At 44.9% G+C, this 18116-nt stretch carries 13 protein-coding genes; 1 reads left to right on the top strand and 12 read right to left on the bottom strand.

The window, feature by feature from the left end:
• Positions 1 to 17 precede the first annotated feature (17 nt).
• The 9 genes from LN995_RS05115 to LN995_RS05155 form a co-directional block, all read right to left on the bottom strand.
• On the bottom strand, positions 18 to 2207 hold the full coding sequence (locus tag LN995_RS05115) for a DUF4175 family protein (protein ID WP_229959034.1): 2190 nt from the start codon (positions 2205 to 2207) through the stop codon (positions 18 to 20).
• A gap of 1 nt (position 2208) precedes the next feature.
• On the bottom strand, positions 2209 to 3717 hold the full coding sequence (locus tag LN995_RS05120; protein ID WP_229959036.1) for a BatA domain-containing protein: 1509 nt from the start codon (positions 3715 to 3717) through the stop codon (positions 2209 to 2211).
• A gap of 87 nt (positions 3718 to 3804) precedes the next feature.
• The gene (locus LN995_RS05125; RefSeq protein WP_229959037.1) at positions 3805 to 4704 is read right to left on the bottom strand and encodes a DUF58 domain-containing protein; all 900 of its coding nucleotides are present in this window, start codon (positions 4702 to 4704) and stop codon (positions 3805 to 3807) included.
• A 47-nt stretch (positions 4705 to 4751) separates the two neighbouring features.
• On the bottom strand, positions 4752 to 5747 hold the full coding sequence (locus LN995_RS05130; RefSeq protein ID WP_229959039.1) for an AAA family ATPase: 996 nt from the start codon (positions 5745 to 5747) through the stop codon (positions 4752 to 4754).
• A gap of 166 nt (positions 5748 to 5913) precedes the next feature.
• Positions 5914 to 6351 (bottom strand): hypothetical protein, encoded by a 438-nt coding sequence (locus tag LN995_RS05135; protein WP_229959042.1) that lies wholly within the window; start codon positions 6349 to 6351, stop codon positions 5914 to 5916.
• Positions 6352 to 6400: 49 nt separating this feature from the next.
• On the bottom strand, positions 6401 to 7018 hold the full coding sequence (locus tag LN995_RS05140) for a DUF4159 domain-containing protein (protein ID WP_229959044.1): 618 nt from the start codon (positions 7016 to 7018) through the stop codon (positions 6401 to 6403).
• A 61-nt stretch (positions 7019 to 7079) separates the two neighbouring features.
• A complete protein-coding gene (locus tag LN995_RS05145) occupies positions 7080 to 8396 on the bottom strand; it encodes a TldD/PmbA family protein (RefSeq protein WP_229959046.1) in 1317 nt (438 codons plus the stop codon).
• Between the two features lie 35 nt (positions 8397 to 8431).
• Positions 8432 to 10078: a TldD/PmbA family protein gene (locus LN995_RS05150; protein ID WP_229959048.1), complete on the bottom strand. Its 1647-nt coding sequence runs from the start codon at positions 10076 to 10078 to the stop codon at positions 8432 to 8434.
• A 486-nt stretch (positions 10079 to 10564) separates the two neighbouring features.
• Entirely contained in the window at positions 10565 to 11089 is a 525-nt protein-coding gene (locus LN995_RS05155) for a septal ring lytic transglycosylase RlpA family protein (protein WP_229959050.1), read from the bottom strand.
• A gap of 384 nt (positions 11090 to 11473) precedes the next feature.
• On the opposite strand from LN995_RS05155, the gene LN995_RS05160 reads away from it, so the two are divergent.
• A complete protein-coding gene (locus tag LN995_RS05160; RefSeq protein WP_229959052.1) occupies positions 11474 to 12382 on the top strand; it encodes a DUF72 domain-containing protein in 909 nt (302 codons plus the stop codon).
• An 83-nt stretch (positions 12383 to 12465) separates the two neighbouring features.
• Here LN995_RS05160 and LN995_RS05165 read toward each other — a convergent pair whose 3' ends face one another.
• From LN995_RS05165 to dgt, 3 genes are all read right to left on the bottom strand, one after another.
• Positions 12466 to 14550: an insulinase family protein gene (locus LN995_RS05165; RefSeq protein ID WP_229959054.1), complete on the bottom strand. Its 2085-nt coding sequence runs from the start codon at positions 14548 to 14550 to the stop codon at positions 12466 to 12468.
• Positions 14551 to 14658: 108 nt separating this feature from the next.
• Positions 14659 to 15996 (bottom strand): M16 family metallopeptidase, encoded by a 1338-nt coding sequence (locus tag LN995_RS05170; protein ID WP_229959056.1) that lies wholly within the window; start codon positions 15994 to 15996, stop codon positions 14659 to 14661.
• A 252-nt stretch (positions 15997 to 16248) separates the two neighbouring features.
• Entirely contained in the window at positions 16249 to 17628 is a 1380-nt protein-coding gene (gene dgt / locus LN995_RS05175) for a dGTP triphosphohydrolase (RefSeq protein ID WP_229959058.1), read from the bottom strand.
• Between the last annotated feature and the right edge of the window lie 488 nt (positions 17629 to 18116).

The raw sequence follows: 18116 nt of genomic DNA on the forward strand, positions 1-18116 counted from the left end.
AATATCTCTTGCTTTAACTATCGGTTTAAGCGCTCCATATACTCCCGCGACAGCCTGCTTCGCACTGATGCCTGCTTCTGTGCTGTCTGCCTTGCCAAAGGTAATAGCTCCTGCCATGCCCGTTCCACAGTAAGTAAACAAGGTTGGCACAAAGGCTTTTGGCTGTTCATGTCTGCTATTAAGGTGCGCAAGTCTTGCATGGCATGCAGGTAACGGCCCGGTGTAGCCAAAGCCTGTTTTGCCAGTTCCTGCCCCGCCCGCTCTAATAGTTGTGCATCAGTTTGGCTATATCTTCTGTTTTGTTTCTGATGCTCCAGCCATTGTAAAGCAGCTCTGGTGTTCGGCAGTCTCTCTTCCTCTTTTATAGTGCTTTTATCAGATGGAGGAGTTATTTTGTCCAACTCACCTGTCAGGCGGAGTTCCGGTTCCTTGAGTGGTGGCGCTTCAAAGCCTGTTTTTGCAACATAGGCACGTGTGCTTTGCTGTACCTCTTTTAGCAGGCGAAGTGCTTTGTATTCGAACGGCAGCGCTTCTTTGGGCCTGTTTGTACGAAGCCGTAGTTCGGCCTCCCACATTTGTGCCAGTGAACCCTGAAGCTTTGTTTTTACTTCGGGATCAAAAATAGTCGCCTCTCCCTCCTGGTCATGCTTATGCATATAAGGGTCTAGCAATGCTTCGGGGCTGCTTTGGTTTTCAAATTCCTGATGGTTGTGCCCGTCATCGGCAGAGTGTTCTTCGTGTCCTTTTTCACCTTCTGGTATGCCACCTCCAGGCCCAATGCCAGACTCTGCTTCTTCGCCCAAAAACTTACCATAGCGCAAACGCAGTAGTTTCTGGTCTATACCTATGGTGTTAGATCGTTCTTCAAAAACAGCCTGGGTTAAGTTTTTCTGTTCCGCAATAAGTTTTTCTGTATCAATAATAATCTGGCGCTGACTGCGGAAATACTCTGGCACCGGGTTTACGCCCATCGACATATCAAATGCTGCCTCCACAATGGTGGTGTCTTCTATCTGTACCAGATATATTTCGGACCGGGTATAACCACGGTGGTTGTCCCAGGCCTGTATATAAAAGTACAGTTCATCGCCGTAGGTCATGCCAAGCTTCTGCAGGTCTATGGCTTTGTTTAGCTGATGGCTGCGCTGCCTGTTGCTGAAGTTGATGCCCAGGTCCAGTTTTGCTTCACTGAACTTAACGGCCTCGCCAGAGCCTTTGGCTACGGTGGCAATCAGGTTTGCATCCCGGATGCCATAATCATCAGAAAGTTGCCCCTGCAGCACAACACGCTGCGGATCGCCAAATAATATCTCGGTGTACTGTTTTGGCTTGTCTACCCGAATGGCCGGAACTTCGTCAGGAATAATTTCTATGGTATAATAAGCTGATTTTTGCCCGTTTAGGTTGATGTGATATAAGGTAGGTGCTGTAAAGCTTTGTGAAAGCGAGTAACTTTTATTTGTTTTTTTGAAGTTTAAGTAAGAAGAAGCATCGTTCAGAACCAGTTGCAGCTTAGTAGCTGGTTTGTTGGTGGTAACATGCCAGTTTACTGTGGCGCCCTCTTCTACACGTATGTTTGGCTGCTCTGCCCGGTATGCCTGTTTGGCTGTATAAGCTGGAGGTGTAACGGTAATCTCTATTTTCTGAATGGAAGCCGCGGTATCGGTATCTGTTTCTGGAGCATCCGGGAAAGTAACTTTAACCTCTTTAGGAGCAGAAAAAGCCTTTAGCGGGGCTGCAGGTAAATATAGAATACCAGCAGATATAACCAAAGCAAGGCCAAGGGCTGCGCGAGTATAGGTGCTGCTTAGGCTAAAGACTTTTTCTTTTTCAGGATGGATGGCCTGCAGTGCCTGTATTACCTTTTGCTGTTGCAGGCGCTGTAACAGGTTTAGCTCTTCCTGAGGCTGAAGCAGTAGCTCTGTACTATCCTCCAGTTGTGGATAGTTGCGGTTCAGGTGCCTTGCCACTTGCCGGAGCGTTGTTTTCATTACCTGACTAAGCGCAAACACAAAGTAAATAACAGCACCTAAAACAATGGATAAAGCTACGATGGCTAGTACAGGTATCTCGAACTTCCATTTCAAGAGTATAGCCCCGCCTACCAAAGCTGCCGCCAATGCCTGTTGTGCGTACAGTAGCCCCTTCTCCTGAACATACTTCTGGCGGATGCGCCGGAGGGTATATATGCTTTCCTGTGTTGCCATATTATACTTTTGCCCGCTTATTGGCGATCAATCTTTCTGCTAAAAATAATAAGAATGCTGCCAGCACTACCCACGGAAGCAACTGGTAACGTTGTGCCTCTGGTTCGGAGCCGGCGACAGTAATGCGTTTTGTTGGCCTGAGTTGCTGCTCGTCCAAAGCCCGTGCATCCATAGCAATTGCCTGTTCCTGTTTAAACAGAACAGGTAGTAGCAGCTCCGGTAGCTGGCTATTCTGGCCTAAGTCGCTCCACTCAGGGCTAAAACCGCTTTGGAAATGGTAAACACTGCCTTTGCCTAACTGCTGTGTTGTTAGTAGTGGCTCTCCGGTAGTTGTCTCCCAGACAGAAGTAAAGGCTGTTGTCGTACTGTCAGAAGTAAGCTGGTTTACCTGTATAGCAGTGGCTTCTGTAGGAAGTATAGTTTTAATTACTTTTGGTTTAGCCCCTTGTTGTACCCAAAGCTTTGCACCTTGCTTTACCTGTGCCAGTAGTTGCTCCGGCACCTCCTGCTGGTGCAGCCAGAATACCCAACTTGCAGTAGTGGTGTCTGTTGCAGTAGGGTTGTTTATAAGGTTGAGCGGTTGGCCTGTGTAGCTACTAATAGCCTGCAGAGCCGCTTGCAGGTAACGCAGCTCCGGTTGCAGTTTTTCTTCTGAGTACAGAACCACCTGAAGCGGTTCTCGCTGTAGCTTTACTTTACCTTGTGGTTGATTATCTAAAGTAGCCAGTAGCGTATCGCCTTGCCGCTGTAGCTGTATTTGCTTCCCGTTAACTAAAGCAACACTTGTGGCAGACGAAGATGTACGGTAGCGGGTAAAAGTGGTGCCTTCGCGATTACTGTTGCCTATTATTAACTGCAGGCTATCCTCGGATAACTGATTTGCCGCCTGCAGCCAGGTAGTTTTGTTTTCTATAGCCACAGGTATCCAGCGAATATTTTGCGCTAAGGCTGTTTTTCTTCCTCTAAAGTAGCGTTGCAGGTCAGAAGTAAAAAGCCATACACTATCCTGTGCTTGTGGGTAACGTTGTGCCAGGGCAGGTAACAAACTCCAGTAGTTACCCTTAGCTTGAACTACAGAGTCTTTGGAACTGCTGTTGATCTGCTGCCACTGCTCCTGTACTACAGGTTCGAAGTGGGAAGTGTAGCTGTAAAGGTTGTAACCATGCTGCAGTAGCGAATCGATGGTTGGTTTTATGCTGGCAAGTGAGCTGCTGTAAAGTAACTCGGGGCTTACATAAACGGCTTTTCTGCCTGTTGCTTCTTTGGGTGTTCCCGTCCAGATAGGTTGTGCCAGTGCTATAGCCAGTAGGATAAATATAAGGCAACGCAGTAAAAGGAGACCAACATCGTTTAGCTTAATGCTGCTCCAACGCTTGCTGGCAGAGGCTTCTAACCAGCGAAGGCTGCCTACCTTCACGGTTTTCCCCTGCCGTTTATTCCATAAATGTATGGCAATCGGAACAAGTATTGCCGATGCTGCTAAAAGCCAGTATGGATATAAAAAAGTCAACTATAGTTTCTGATTTAAAGTATGTATCCTGTTAATGAGAGGGATTAAGCTTTTATGGACTCACTCTCTTTTGCTCCTTTTCAGAGCTTACCCGTATAGCAATCGCTTCTGCAGGAAAGTCCGTAGAGCTTTGTCCAGCGGTTCGTCTGTTGCAAATAAGTTATAAGCTATTTGCCTGTTGCTCATGTCCCGCTCTGTTTTTTGTAACCATTCCTGTAGCCGTTCCAGGTAAGCTTTTCTTTGTTGAGCCGTGCTTACCTGTAGCGTCTGTCCTGTTTCCAGGTCCTCAAACGTCAGGGTGCCTTCATAACTAAACCCTAGCTCGTTGCGGGACATCAGGTGGAACAACATTAATTCGTGGCGTTGCGCGCCAAGCATAAACAGCAAATCAGTTATTTCGCTGTCGTACTCGTACATATCCGTTAGAAAAACCGTTAGCTCTTTCTGTCTTCTTTCCGCAAGTAAATTAGCCGCAGTTTGTGCGCCCGGAAATTTTCCTTTTGCACTAAGCTCAGTGAGTTGGTGCCAGAAGCGCTGCAGGTGCATGTTATCGGAGCGTGGCGTTAAGTTGATAAGCTGCTGCTCGTACAGCACATATAATCCAATGGCATCGCCTTGTGTGGTAGCCAAATAAGCCAGTGCTGCCACTAAATAGCGGGCATAGTCCAGCTTGCTTAAGCCATTAACATCCTCATGCGCCATAGAGGCGCTGCCATCAATAATAAACCTGACCGTAATGTTTGTGTCTACCTCTGACTCCCGGATGTAATAGCGGTCTGAGCGTGCAAACATCTTCCAGTCTAGTTGCCGTAGGTCATCTCCCGGTTGATAGCTTCTGTACTGGCTAAACTCCAACCCTGCTCCACGGCGCAAACTCTGGTTTTGCCCTGCCAAAAAGCCCTCCACTACTGTTCTGGCTAATAGTGACAGGTCTTTTATGGTTGCCAATACCTTTGGATTGATGAACTTATTGGTGTTATATGCCATACTTTAACGCCAGGGAAATAATCTTGTATCTGGGATGTGTCTCTTTGTTACACTAATACTTCTTTCTGCAGTCTGATACTCTTTAACAGCTCTTTTACTACACGATCTGGCGTGATGCGTTCGGCTTCAGCATTAAAGCTTACCAGTACGCGGTGGCGCAGCACCGAGAAAGCCATTGTTTGCACATCTTCAGCGGTAACAGCAAAGCGGGCATGAAGTAAAGCGCGTGCTTTTGATGTTAATATAAGCGCTTGCCCTGCTCTAGGGCCAGCGCCCCAGCGGCAATAGGTCTTTACAAAGTCTACAGAGGTAGTGTCGGGGCGCGTGGCGCGTACAAGTTGGTTCACGTAAGTCAGTAGTTCTTCGCTGATGCTTACCTCCCGAACCAGTTGTCGCAACACCAGTACCTCCTGACCTGTGATAGCCGGCTGCACTTGCTCTTTTTTTGTGCCGGTGGTATTAGCCAGTATATTTAACTCTTCCTGCTCTGTCGGGTATTTTATTTTGATATACAGCAGGAAACGGTCGAGCTGAGCCTCTGGTAGTGGATAAGTACCGGCTTGCTCAATGGGGTTTTGTGTCGCTAACAGGAAAAAAGGCTGAGGCAGCGGGTAGGTTTTACCTGCATATGTTACCTCATGCTCCTGCATAGCCTCCAGTAAGGCTGCCTGCGTTTTGGGCGGCGTACGGTTTATTTCATCTGCCAGTACAATGTTGGAGAAAATAGGCCCCTCGTTAAATTTAAAAAAGCGCTTGCCAGTCACATGGTCTTCCTCAAGTACCTCGGTACCTAATATATCAGTAGGCATCAGGTCTGGCGTAAACTGAATACGTCGGAAATCTAATTCCATGGCGCTGGATAAAGTCCGCACCAGCAGGGTTTTGGCTAATCCTGGAACGCCTTCTAATAACCCGTGGCCGCCGGCCAGCAAGGTAATCAGCACCTCGTCCAGTACTTCCTCCTGCCCTACAATTACTTTCTGTATCTCCTGTTTTAGCTGTGGCAGTTTGCTTAGTAGTTGTTGTATGTCTTTTTCAGTCACTTCTTTAGTTAGTTAGAGGCTAAATATAATGTGCGCTTGTGAAGTAGCAGTGTTTGCTTACCTTCAACTACACTTTCGGTCTAGATTTTAGTAAAGGCTATCATAATTGTGACTATAGAATATAGCTTCTATTTCTTAGCTGATACACTTTCATCTAAAAGCTAACTTACTGAAAGAATTCAAGTTCGTTTGGTGGTAACTTATTATAGCCATTTTTTAGCTCTTCTTGTGTCCTCCTTTTTTTATCCCCATTATCATATAGAACAACAGAGCTAACAGCTTTGCCATCAGGCCCATAAATCGTTATACATTTTGGGCGTGCTTTTTTTCCATTCTTTTCTTTCTTCTCAGTTTCTATTCTTTTTTCTGCCCAATCTAGAAATCTATCAATTAATTTATCTAATATTTTGCCACTTAAATAAATGCCACCTGCTGGCATCCAAACATTTATAACTTCCCACCAAGTAACTGCATAACCTCTTTGACTATATATCCCAAATTTAACTTCTAAGTTTAACTCTTGTTTCAATGTATAAGCAAGGTCTGAAAGATCTTGCTTAGCAGTCTCGCTTATGTATTGGGCTCCTATTATAAGTGTATTCATGTTTGAAGATTTGTACAACGGCTAATATGCTTGTTCCGTGTAGTTGTGGTTAACTCATTAGTGCATACATAATAATGTTAACACCAAACTTTGTGTTGTCCTCTGCTAGCCAGCGCTTGTTTCTAAAGTCGTAGTCCCACTCGCAACCATAATCTTTATTGCTGTAGAGCACGCCAATACGCCCATTTATTTCTACTGCTTTTAAGTAATCATGCACCAAGTCATCGCCCCAGCCATTAAGCTCAAAAGAGGTAGTAGGTGGGCCTTCCTCAAAGGGGAAGAAGCTGCTATACAGCTTATGGTTGTTGGGGAGCTTCTTCAATGCGCTTTGCCCGAAAATCTGCCGCATCTGCTCTTCAAAAGAGCGGGCAAAAAGGCCATCAATGTCGTGGTTACAGTCATCTACAAACACAAAGCCGCCATTGCGGACATACATTTCGAAGTTCTGCCGCTCTTTCTGGTTAAACTGCACCAGCTTATGGCCGCTTAAGTAACAGAAAGGGTGGTTAAATAACTCAGGGCTGTCTAACGCTACAACCTTCTCCTGCTCGCTTACCTGCACAGTAGTGTACTGGATGAGCGAGTGAAGCAGGTTGCTGGGCATACGAGGGTCTGTATCCCAGTTGCCGGAGCGGTATTGCAGTCGGACGAAGGTGAAAGGTGGCACTGTTGCGAATACTTTATGTAAGCTAATTTTAGATTGGTGCTAATGGCATAGGTAAGATTTCTTATACTGCATCGGACAAACTAGTGAACGTAAAGTCGCGGATACGCATTGGCGGAATCAGGTTGCCGCTGATGCGTTGCGGTTTGCCAAGTGCATCCAGGTTATTAAGCATGATAACAGGACTTTCGTTGAAACGGAAATTCTTGACCGGATACATGATCTTGCCGTTCTCAATGTAGAATGTACCGTCTCGGGTAAGGCCTGTGTTGAGCAATGTTTGCGGGTCTACGGAGCGGATGTACCAGAAACGAGTTACCAATATGCCTCGTTGAGTACCTTTGATCAGTTCTTCCAGCGATTGATCACCGCCTTCCATGATAAAGTTACCTGGTCTTGGCACAGGTTTAACACCTTTTAAAGAGGCCCAATAACGTGTATTCGGCATATTTTTCATAACACCTTTCTCAATCCAGGTAATCTTCTCCTGCGGAAGGCCATCGCCTGAAAACGGTGCAGATGGAACGTCAGGGTTTGTCGGATCAGAGTAAACCGTTACACGTTCATCCACCAGTTTTTCACCAAGTTTTGTTTTACCACCTGCTTTGCTAAGGAAGCTACGGCCTTCTTCGGCATTACGAAGATCCATGCTGCGGAACATGATCTGTAGCAGATCGGCGGCAGCCGTTGGCTCCAGCACTACCGTATACTTTCCGGGCTCCAGGGCTTTGGCATTGCGAGAGTTGGCAGCTTTGGTGGCGGCTATTTGTGATAGCTTTCCTGTGTCAAGCTTGCTGGCATCGCTGTAGTCCTGCGTTACATAACCTGAGCCTGTTCCATCTTTGGTGCGGGTGGTTACCGAAAAGTCTATGACAGTAGAAGGATGGTAAGCAAACAAACCTTTGGAGTTCATTAGCGCCATAAAGCTGGTATAGTGCTCCAAGAAGCCGGCAGCTTCTAGATCTTTTGCTGCGGCAGCCTCTATGCTTTTTTCAGCAGCATCAGCACGGTAAGCTGGGTCTATTTTAGCTGTAGAATCAAAATATTCTTTGGAGGTGATATATTTCTGTGGGCCCAGTAGCTCAATATACTCCGGGCTTTCCGGAGCAATGCGTGCAGTCTCTTCCGCACGACGCACTACTTTCTCCAGAGATTTATCATCGAACTCGTTGATAGTAGCTGTGCCGGATCGCCTGCCAAAGCGTGACTCTACCGACATAGCCAAATTCTCTTCGGCACCGCTGGTAGATACTTCATTTCCGGCATAGCGAATGTTGCCGCCATTGTTGCCTGTGAGCGTAATTTCACACTCATCAGCCTTCGAAAAGCTCAGAGCCTTTTTTAGTATTGCCTGTGCTTCTTCTCTTGTAAGTATAGCCATTTTAATTAATGCTCAATTAGGTAGAAGGTGAAAGTTTAGATCTTGCGGGCTGTATTGATTACGTTAACTCCATTGAACCGAGTAGTGGCAGAGCCATGCGAAACAGCACTAATCTGGCTCGGCTGGCCTTTCCCGTCGAAGAAAGTACCAAATAAGCGGTAATCACTCTCGTCGCACATATCAGCGCAGGAATTCCAGAACTCTTGTGTGTTGCTCTGATAAGCCACATCCTCCAACATTCCTACTATTTTGCCACCTTTGATTTCATGAAACGTTTGCCCGCCAAACTGGAAGTTGTAGCGCTGCTGATCTATTGAGTATGAGCCACGGCCAGCAATATAAATACCCCTGTCTATACCGCTGATAAGCTGATCTACAGTTTTTTTCTCTTTGCCCGGAGCCAGCGATACGTTTGGCATACGCAGGAACTGTACTGAACTCCAGCTATCGGCATAACAACAGCCAGAAGATGCTCTTTCTCCAATAATATGAGCTTGGTCACGAATAGTTGAATAATTTACCAGTACCCCATTTTTTATCAGATCCCACTGCTTCGTTTTCACGCCTTCATCATCCCAGCCTACATAGCCAAGAGAGCCTTTCTGCGTTTTGTCGGCAATGATGTTAACTTTATCAGAACCATACTTAAAGTTCTTGCCTTTCCACTTATCCAATGTGGCAAAGGAGGTACCCGCATAATTAGCTTCGTAACCCAGCACACGGTCCAGTTCGGTTGCGTGTCCTACAGATTCGTGTATCGTCAGGCCAAGGTGATTCGGGTCCAGCACCAGATCATATTTGCCTGCCATCACTGACTTGGCTGTAAGCTTGGCTTTGGCTTGTTTGGCAGCCAGAGCCGCATCTTCTAATATGTCGTAAGCATTGCGGTAGCCAACTAAACCAGTACCCTCAGGGCCTTTGATTTTTTCCGCAGCCTTTGGGATCATATATTCATAACCCATACCCATTGGGGAACTAAGTGCGTCACGGGTTCTGAACTTACCAGTGGCTTTGTCTACAGCTGTAACAGTAAAGTTTGGCCAGATGCGGTGAACATCCTGATCTATATAAGAGCCTTCTGTGGAGGCAAAATACTTTTGCTCGTTTACCTGGAAGAGAGCCGAGTTAACGAAGTTTGCTCCATTTTCTGTTGCCTTTGCGTTGGCAGCTAACAAAAGCTCTGCTTTCTCACCTACAGGTACCTCAAAGGCATTTTTCTCAAGGGGAGTGCGCCAGCTTACTTCGCCGTAGCTTTGCACAGGAGCTAGCTGTACAGGCTCTTTCTGCAGCTTCGCATTGGCTTTGGCGATGGACACAGCTTGCTCTGCTGCTTTGGCAATGCCTTTGTCGGTTACATCGGAAGTGGCGGCAAAACCCCAGGTGCCGTTTGCCAGCACACGTACGCCTACACCATAAGACTCAGCGTTTACAATATTCTGTACCTGCTGCTCACGGGTAAAAATGTACTGTTGCAGGTAGCGGCCAATGCGTACATCGGCATAAGAAGCGCCTTTCGACTTAGCTGCGTTCAATGCTACATCTGCCAGACGCTTTTTCAGGGCTGGGTCAACCTGCTCCAGTGCTCTTTCTGGTGCAATAATATCACCGAACACAGGAATGGATGGCATCATTAGCCCTCCAAAGCCCAGCGCCGATAACTCTAGAAAGTTTCGTCGTTTCAAGGGAATAAGCTAGTTAAAGTTTGATTAGTTTATATTTCGGTAGCTAAGTTTAACTATATTAAATTTTCTATCAAAATTAGATGCCTCTAAAATCCGGTAGAAGTAGCAATTTTATAGACAAACAGCGTTTAAGCTTCTATTAAAAGGACAGCCTTTTTATGAATTTTTTAAATATGGGGTTAAAGTAGGAGAGCCTTCCACGCCTGTTGCTTTAAATTTGTCAATAAATGGGAAGATACTTATACACTTGTGGACAGGAGATTATTTTTGAGCAGAAGCGTGGTAAAGGAATAGGAGGTGCATACATCTTATGAACTGCGGTAGGTACACAACATAATAAAAGAAGCTGTACATAAAGCTTACCTCCTATAAGCTTTATGTACAGCTTCTTTTATTGCAGGCAAAAGAGGCACGAAGCATCCTTCCGAGGGATACTCAAAGCCACTTTTACAATAAAATTAGTGCTAGCTAACTTTAAAAGAATGTTTAGCTTCTAAAGGAAAACAGTTTTGCCAGTAATAAGCCCGCAGAAGAACGCTCTGCAGCAAGCGGGCTTTCTTCTACCTCTACTTTAGACAGCGTTTTTTGGAAAGCTACAATTGGGGCAGGGGTTTGCTCAAGTGATGCTTCAAGCATTGGTAGTTTCTCCACCAAGGCAATCTCAGAGCCTGGTTCTAATATTTCTATCTTTACTTTTGCAACTCCTTGGCTGCGCAGGCGGATCTTACGTGCTGCTGCCTCTGATACATCAATAATGCGGTGGCCTACAAAAGGGCCTCTGTCGTTTATACGAACAATAACAGACTTGTTGTTCGCCAGGTTTGTTACTTTAACTTTAGTGCCGAAAGGGAGCGTTTTATGGGCGGCAGTCATCTCGTTCTTATTGTAACGTTCGCCGCTGCTAGTCTTTCTGCCGTGATATTTGCTGCCGTACCACGAGGCGGCCCCGGTTTGGGTTTGGTCGTCGTTGCTATTTGCAAACGCCTGTTGGCTTTCAAGGCCCAAAAACATGAAAAAAATCAAACTAAAAATGAAGCACTTTCTATTAATGTTCATATTGTTAATAGTTGGTGAAACCGCTAAGTTAAAGGAAAATTTTCAAAATAAAGCCTTTTACGGCTACTTAGCACAAATGGTGTAGGGGGATATGCTTCTTTAGTTAGAATTGCTATAAGTGATTTATGAAAAAAAAGTGCATCTAGAGCGCATAAGGGCTATTCTAAATTTATCTGCATATGAATATAATAACATGTGTTTTTTTAAAAAAAAGTAAGTCTGGTCTTTAATAAGTGGGGCTGTAGCTGGTAAAGAAGATAAAAAGGTATACTTTGCCAGAAAACGACAGTAGTTGCTTAACTTGAAAAAGTACCGTATAATGTAGCCAAAGAATAAACAATGGATTTCGGAAAGCTAAACGACATAAGCCGGGTAGATTTTACACTTCCCCCTAACAACCCTGATTCACTCCCGCTGCTGCAGCGTTACCAGAAAGCTGTAAAGCCCAGAGTATATGTAGGGCTGCCAGTGTGGGTGAATAAAGCATGGGTAGGATCTTACTACCCAAAGGGGATGCGCGAGAAAGATTCGCTACTGTGGTATAGTAAGCAATTTAATACAATTGAGCTTAATAGTACCCATTACCACATACCGAACTTAAGTAGTATTGAGCGCTGGAAACAAACGGTGCCACAAGGTTTTACCTTTTGCCCAAAGTTCCCTCAACTCATTAGCCATGAATCGCTCCTTAGTCGTTCTTTAGATGTAACAGCAACTTTTTGTGAGGCTATTGCAGGATTGGAGGAGAGCTTAGGAGATTCTTTTCTGCAGTTACCTCCTTCCTTTAGCCCACGACAGCTGCCTGACCTGGAGGTGTTTTGCCGTTATGTGCCAGAAACTGTTCCTTTTGCTGTAGAATTACGCCATCCGGATTGGTTTACAGATAATGTGGCCCCGTTAGAGCTGTTTGAGGTGCTGGAAAAATTTAACGTTGGTACCGTGATAACAGACGTTGCAGGAAGAAGAGATGTGTTGCACATGCGCCTGACGACACCCTCCGCCATGATTCGTTTTGTCGGTAATGCCCTTCACTCTACTGATTACAGCCGGATAGATGCCTGGGTAGAGCGACTGAAAGAATGGTTTAATAACGGACTACAGCAGCTGTACTTTTTTGTACATGAGCCGGATAATACTTTAGCACCAGAGCTGGCGACATATCTTATAGAAAAGCTAAACACAGTATGTGGTTTTAACTTAAAGCCCCCTAAGAAATTTGTACAGCCTGTACAGGGCGAGTTGTTTTGAGAATAGAAATAAAACAAAAAGAGGGCTACCAGTTGTAGGTAACCCTCTTTTTAAATAACAAACACTCTTTTTAGAGCTTAAGACTACAGCTTAAATGTATCGTCGCTGATGCCTTTGTTAACTTCAATGTTCTGAACCTCAGCTTTAATAACCTGTGGCCCGACAGAAGTCTCCACTAAGTAAGGGAACTTTACTCCGTTTACTTCTTTGTAATTCTTGTAATTCTTGGTTTGTGTTATAATACCCTGAGGACCTTGCAGGTTACTTACTTTCTTTAACAGTAAACCGCTCTCCTTGTCGAAGTAGTGACTGGCTTTCTGGCCATTAGGTAGAGCTATTTCTACTACGTAGGCATCATTGCCGTCTACTTTCTCCATACCTGTAAGCTTTGTGTTGATGCCCAGTTGATCATAGCGAAGCTCTGGGAACATGGCTGCATCAAGCTTTTGTGTGGCTAAGTCTTCCTGCTTAATCTCCTGGTTAATTCCTTGCATAGGAGCCTCCATTTTGCCTTGGTCTCCATTAATGACAACACGCTGTATCGGGCTGTCATTCATAAGAATTTGTACGGCAAACTTATCGTTGCCTTTTTGCTGCTGCACTACTATAAGAGGCATGCCTTGTACGGTGGCATTGCTGGTAATGGTAACATCTTGCAGCTTTTCGACATTAGCCTTGCCGCCAATTGCTTTAATATAATTAGATACAACCTGTTCTGCTGTTACATCGGTAGGTACTGCGTTGGCAGAACGCTCTACTTTCTCACCTGTAGGGCTGTAATATGCAATGCTATTATCGTCTTTGTCGAAAGGTTGTAGTTTGTCAGCAATTTCTGAGGCGTTACCAACGGCCACAATGTACATCTTATCCGGGTTAATGTATCTCTGTGCTGCCCGCTCTACGTCTTCCGGCGTTACAGCTTCCACCTTTTTAAGATAGTTGGCATAATAGTCTTTAGGCAAGCCATAGCGAGCTGTGTTGATAGCATAAAAAGCTACCGTGCTGGGATTTTCCAGGCCACGGCCAAAGCTACCCATTACATATGCCTTCGCATGCTGTAGTTCATCATTTTCAACACGTTCCTCTCGTATCTTGCTTAGCTCGTTCATAAACTCCATGGCGGCGCTATCTGTTACAGCGTTCCGAACATTGGCATAAGCGTTGAAGCGTCCTAAAATCTCATCTGTAGAAATAGAAGAATAAGCTCCGTACGTGTAGCCATGCTTCTCACGCAGGTTTTCGAACAGGCGGGCGCTCATGCCAGATCCCAGAATTGTGTTCATCAGGGTAGATGGAATAGCATCTTCAGCGCCTGGCTTTAAATCAGCAGGATTCGTAAATGAAAGTACACTTTGTACTGCATTTGGCCGATCTACCACTACCACCTGAGTCGCTTCGGGGCGCTGTGGCAATGGGTAAGTCATTTCTTTAACATCACCTTTTTCCCATTTCCCAAACTGCTTCTTCAGGAGCTTTTTCATTTCCTTTGGCGTTACATCGCCTACTACAGCAAGGTAGCCGATATTTGGCTTATAATAGGTGTTGTAGTAGTTCTTGATATCCTCCAGTGTGATGCTCTCTACCGTCTCTTCGGTCATCAGTTCACCATAAGGGTGGTTTTTGCCATACAGCAACATACTGCGGGTTTTACTGGCAATGGCTTCCGGAGATTCTTTTTCCTGCGCCAGGTTCGCTTGCATCTGTTTCTTTATCTTGTCCAGCTCTTCCTGCTTAAACTCTGGATTAAGCAAGGCATCTGTCGTCAGCTCAAGCAATACTGGCAGGTGGCGCTTTAGTGCTGAGGCATAAAAACCTGTAGAGGAAAAAGAAAGATCAGCTCCTATAAAGTCTACCTGCTCATCGAACTGATCTTTGCTGCGGGTTTTAGTACCTGTGCGCATCATCTGACCTGCAGCCTCTACATAACCTGCTTTGTCGCCCTCTAATATCGGGTCACGGTCCAGCACCAACTGCATAGACACCACAGGCTGTTTGTGGTTTTCTACCACATATACTTTCAGGCCATTTTTAAGCGTGAAGTGCTCATAATCGCCAAGCTCAATTTTAGGAGCAGGACCCGGTGGTGGTGGAGATTGTTTGTCTTGTGCCTGAGCTACATAACCAAGCGCCAATGCCAGCGCCATGGTACTAAATATTTTCTTGATCATGATTGCTAAATATCTTGAGTTAATAAGCCATAAAACAAAAGCTTTTGCTGCCATCCAATAAAAGATAATTGACGAAAGCCTTTTGTTTTGTGGCTAACATTCTTGCGTCTATTGCTTAGGTTGAGCTGATTTTGGCAGATAGTGTAGTACCACACGGTTTTCTTTTGTCAGGTACTCATTTGCCACACGCTTAATATCTGCCTTGGTAACTTTCATAAATCGCTCCAGCTCTGTGTTGATCAGGTTGGCATCGCCATAGTATACGTGGTAGTTCGCAAGGTTCTCAGCGCGGCCAGCTACAGTGCTGTTTTGCTGCACAAAGCTGCTCTCCATCTGGTTTCTCAGTTTCTGAAACTCTCTGTCGCTTAGCTCTTCTGTCTTTACTCGGTTAATTTCTGTATCCATTGCCTGCTCCAGCTTATCTGCCTCTACGCCCATGTTGGCAACAGCAAAAACAAGGAACAAGCCCGGGTCCTCTGTCGGGAACGGAATAGATTGTGCGGCTACTGCTATTTGTTGTTTGTCTACGAGTGCTTTAGGCAAGCGAGCACTCTCCCCGCCAGATAGCAAGGTGGTTAACATAGAAAGGGCATAGTGATCTTCAGTGCCTTGTGCCGGAATATGATAAGCCTCTACAACTGCCGGAAGCTGGATGTTATCATAAACTGTTTTACGACGCTCTTCTGTTTGCTTTGGCTCTGTTACATCAGGTCTTGGTATTTCCTGGGTGCCTTTCGGAATATCAGCGAAATACTTCTCAATCATTTTTCGGGTTTCATCTACATCAATATCGCCGGCAATGGAGAGAGTGGCGTTGTTCGGTACATAGAACGTTTTGTAGAAATCTCTGAACTCTTCAATCTTTGCATTGTTAAGATCCTTAAAAGTACCGATTGGAGTTGTTTTGTAAGGATGCTCCGTGTAAGCTAAAGCAAAGGTATTCTCCAGGATAGAACCGTACGGTTGGTTGTCGATGCGTTCACGTTTTTCTTCCTGTACTACTTTACGCTGTGTTTCAACACCAGTCTGATCAACTTTGGCATGCCTCATGCGTTCTGCTTCCAACCACAGGCCCAAAGCCAGTTGGTTTGATGGTAATAGCTCATAATAGTAAGTACGGTCAAAAGAAGTATTGGCGTTCAGAGCACCTCCTGCGTTTTGCACTAAAGAGCTGTACTCTCCTCGGTCGATGTTTTCAGTGCCTTCAAACATCAGGTGTTCGAAGAAATGTGCGAAACCTGTTCGTCCCTCCTGCTCATTTTTAGAGCCAACATGGTATAGTACCGACACTGCCACGTTTGGTGTAGAATTATCCTGATGAAGGATTACATGCAGTCCATTGGGAAGCGTGTATTCTGTGAACTCAATTTTGTTGCTCTTGCTTTGTGCCAGTGCAGCCAGGCCAGTAGCACACCACAAAAGACAGATTAAAAATTTGCGTTTCATGCAGATATGATTGGTTGATAAATATTTAGGTCAACAGTGCTTGTGCAGCTGTTGTTATAACAAGTATAAAATTAATCTAAAGTTTCAGGGTTTGCTAGTTATAGCAGGAGTTGCTTAGGGTTATTCTGCTAACATAGCATGTTTGTGTACAAACACAGTTATTTCATCGACTAAGATAAAAGCATATATTGCACTCTCTTTTTCCTTAAAAGGCGGCGAAGCAATGTGTTTAATGCTAAAAGCTTAATGCTATCAATACATTCTTGGCAGTTCAATACCCTTGATTTTGCGGTAAAGCCCAAGGGCGGCCTGATCAGTGAGGCTACTTACAAAATCAGCAATATGAATGATACGCTCATAATCAGTGGCACCGTTCGGTAATTTTAAATACTGGGGAGGTATTAAGTCAGCAATTTTGCGGTGGCGCTTTGATGCCGGTTTAAATACAGCCATCATACAGGCATCTAATAGCCCTCCCAGCACCTCAAAACCAGCAGCTTCGATTTCCAGCACAGGGCGGTTCCGGTATATCAGGTTGATCGAAAGGTTTTTTATTTCATCCAGAACAGGTTTGCAGTCGAGCAGGTTTATAAGAGGTGTGTCAAATCTGCCTGCTAAGATTTCTTTTTCGTGTTGCAGAAAAACTTTAGTTGTTTCCTCTATCAGCTTGCCTATAATGCGGGCTCGCAGATAGCCGATTTCTTCGCGCCAGTCATAAAATGTAAGACTGGATATACGGTTAGGATCGTCGTTTAAAATTTTGCGGAGCAGGCTTATTCCTTGTTCATGTGGCACAAGCCCTAGTTTCAGGCCGTCCTCAAAGTCAATAATGCGGTAGCAGATATCATCGGCTGCTTCTACCAGAAAGGCTAGGGGGTGGCGGTGGTAGAATACTTCGCACTCTTCTCCTTTCTTTAAAAGGCCAAGTTCTTCTGCTATTGTTTTAAACCAGGCTTTTTCTGTTTGAAAGTAGCCGTACTTCTTTTCGCTGGTGCTTTGGGTGTTCATTATAATAGGTAGCGACTCCTTTGGGTATTTTGTAAAAGTAGCCAGAGTGGTATAAGTCAGGCTGAGGCCACCGGGTAAATTATTGTGAGCATGATAGGTGTGTGTTAGTACCCTGAAACCTGCTGCATTGCCCTCATAGCGGGTAAGGTCAGCTTTCTCTTCCTCTGTTAAGTTCGCTAACAGTGGCTGTGCTTCCTCGTTTAGGAAGTAAGCAGAAATCGCATCTTCGCCCGAGTGCCCGAAAGGAGGGTTGCCAATGTCGTGGGCCAGGCAGGCGGCTGCCACTATATCTCCAAAATCAGCCTCTTGTATGTTTTTTTCTTCTGCCAGCTCCGGGTGTCGTTCCAGTATACTTTTGCCGACAATGCGCCCCAAAGAGCGGCCTACCACCGATGCTTCTAAGCTATGGGTAAGGCGTGTATGCACAAAGTCACTTTCAGGCATAGGCATTACCTGTGTTTTGTTCTGTAGTCGTCTAAATGCGGAGGAAAATACAATCCGGTCGTAGTCACGCTGGAACTCTCCTCTTACCGATTCATCAGCTTCGTATTCTTTAGAAGTAGTCTCATATCTTTTTTTAGATATTAATTTAGTCCAGGTAGAAGCAGGCTTGATAGTAGTCATTTGTAAAGTAACTTAACACATGATAACATAGATACATTAAAATAGAAAATAGCTTTCTGATAAGCTTAGGCTAAATTTCATAATATCTATCTAAAAAAGAAGCAAAAGCTGTTGGTTAAACATGGGACTTACAGCTTTTAGATGTTACTTATTGCACTAATTTAAATTGATTTTGTTGTTTCAATTGCCTCTATTGGCCTTTAATGATGCGTTTTGTGGACACAAGTTAGTGTAAATGCATGTTACTTTTATGAGTTAAAATACCTTGTGTTATAGCCGTGAGAGGTACAATTTTGTATAAATACGCGACTTTCCAAGCTAGAAAACTTACTGTTCCTATTCCTGCTTACGAGCAAGAGTAGGATTGACTCTCACTACAGCCCTCTCCCAAAAGGGAGAGGGAACTGCTTCTTTTGCCTTTAAGCTGCTACTAAATTCTCAAGTATAAAAAATAAACTTTCATACCTTTTACTTTGCCTGATGTGATA

The organism is Pontibacter silvestris (genome assembly GCF_020907275.1).
GTDB classification, from domain to species: Bacteria; Bacteroidota; Bacteroidia; order Cytophagales; family Hymenobacteraceae; genus Pontibacter; species Pontibacter silvestris.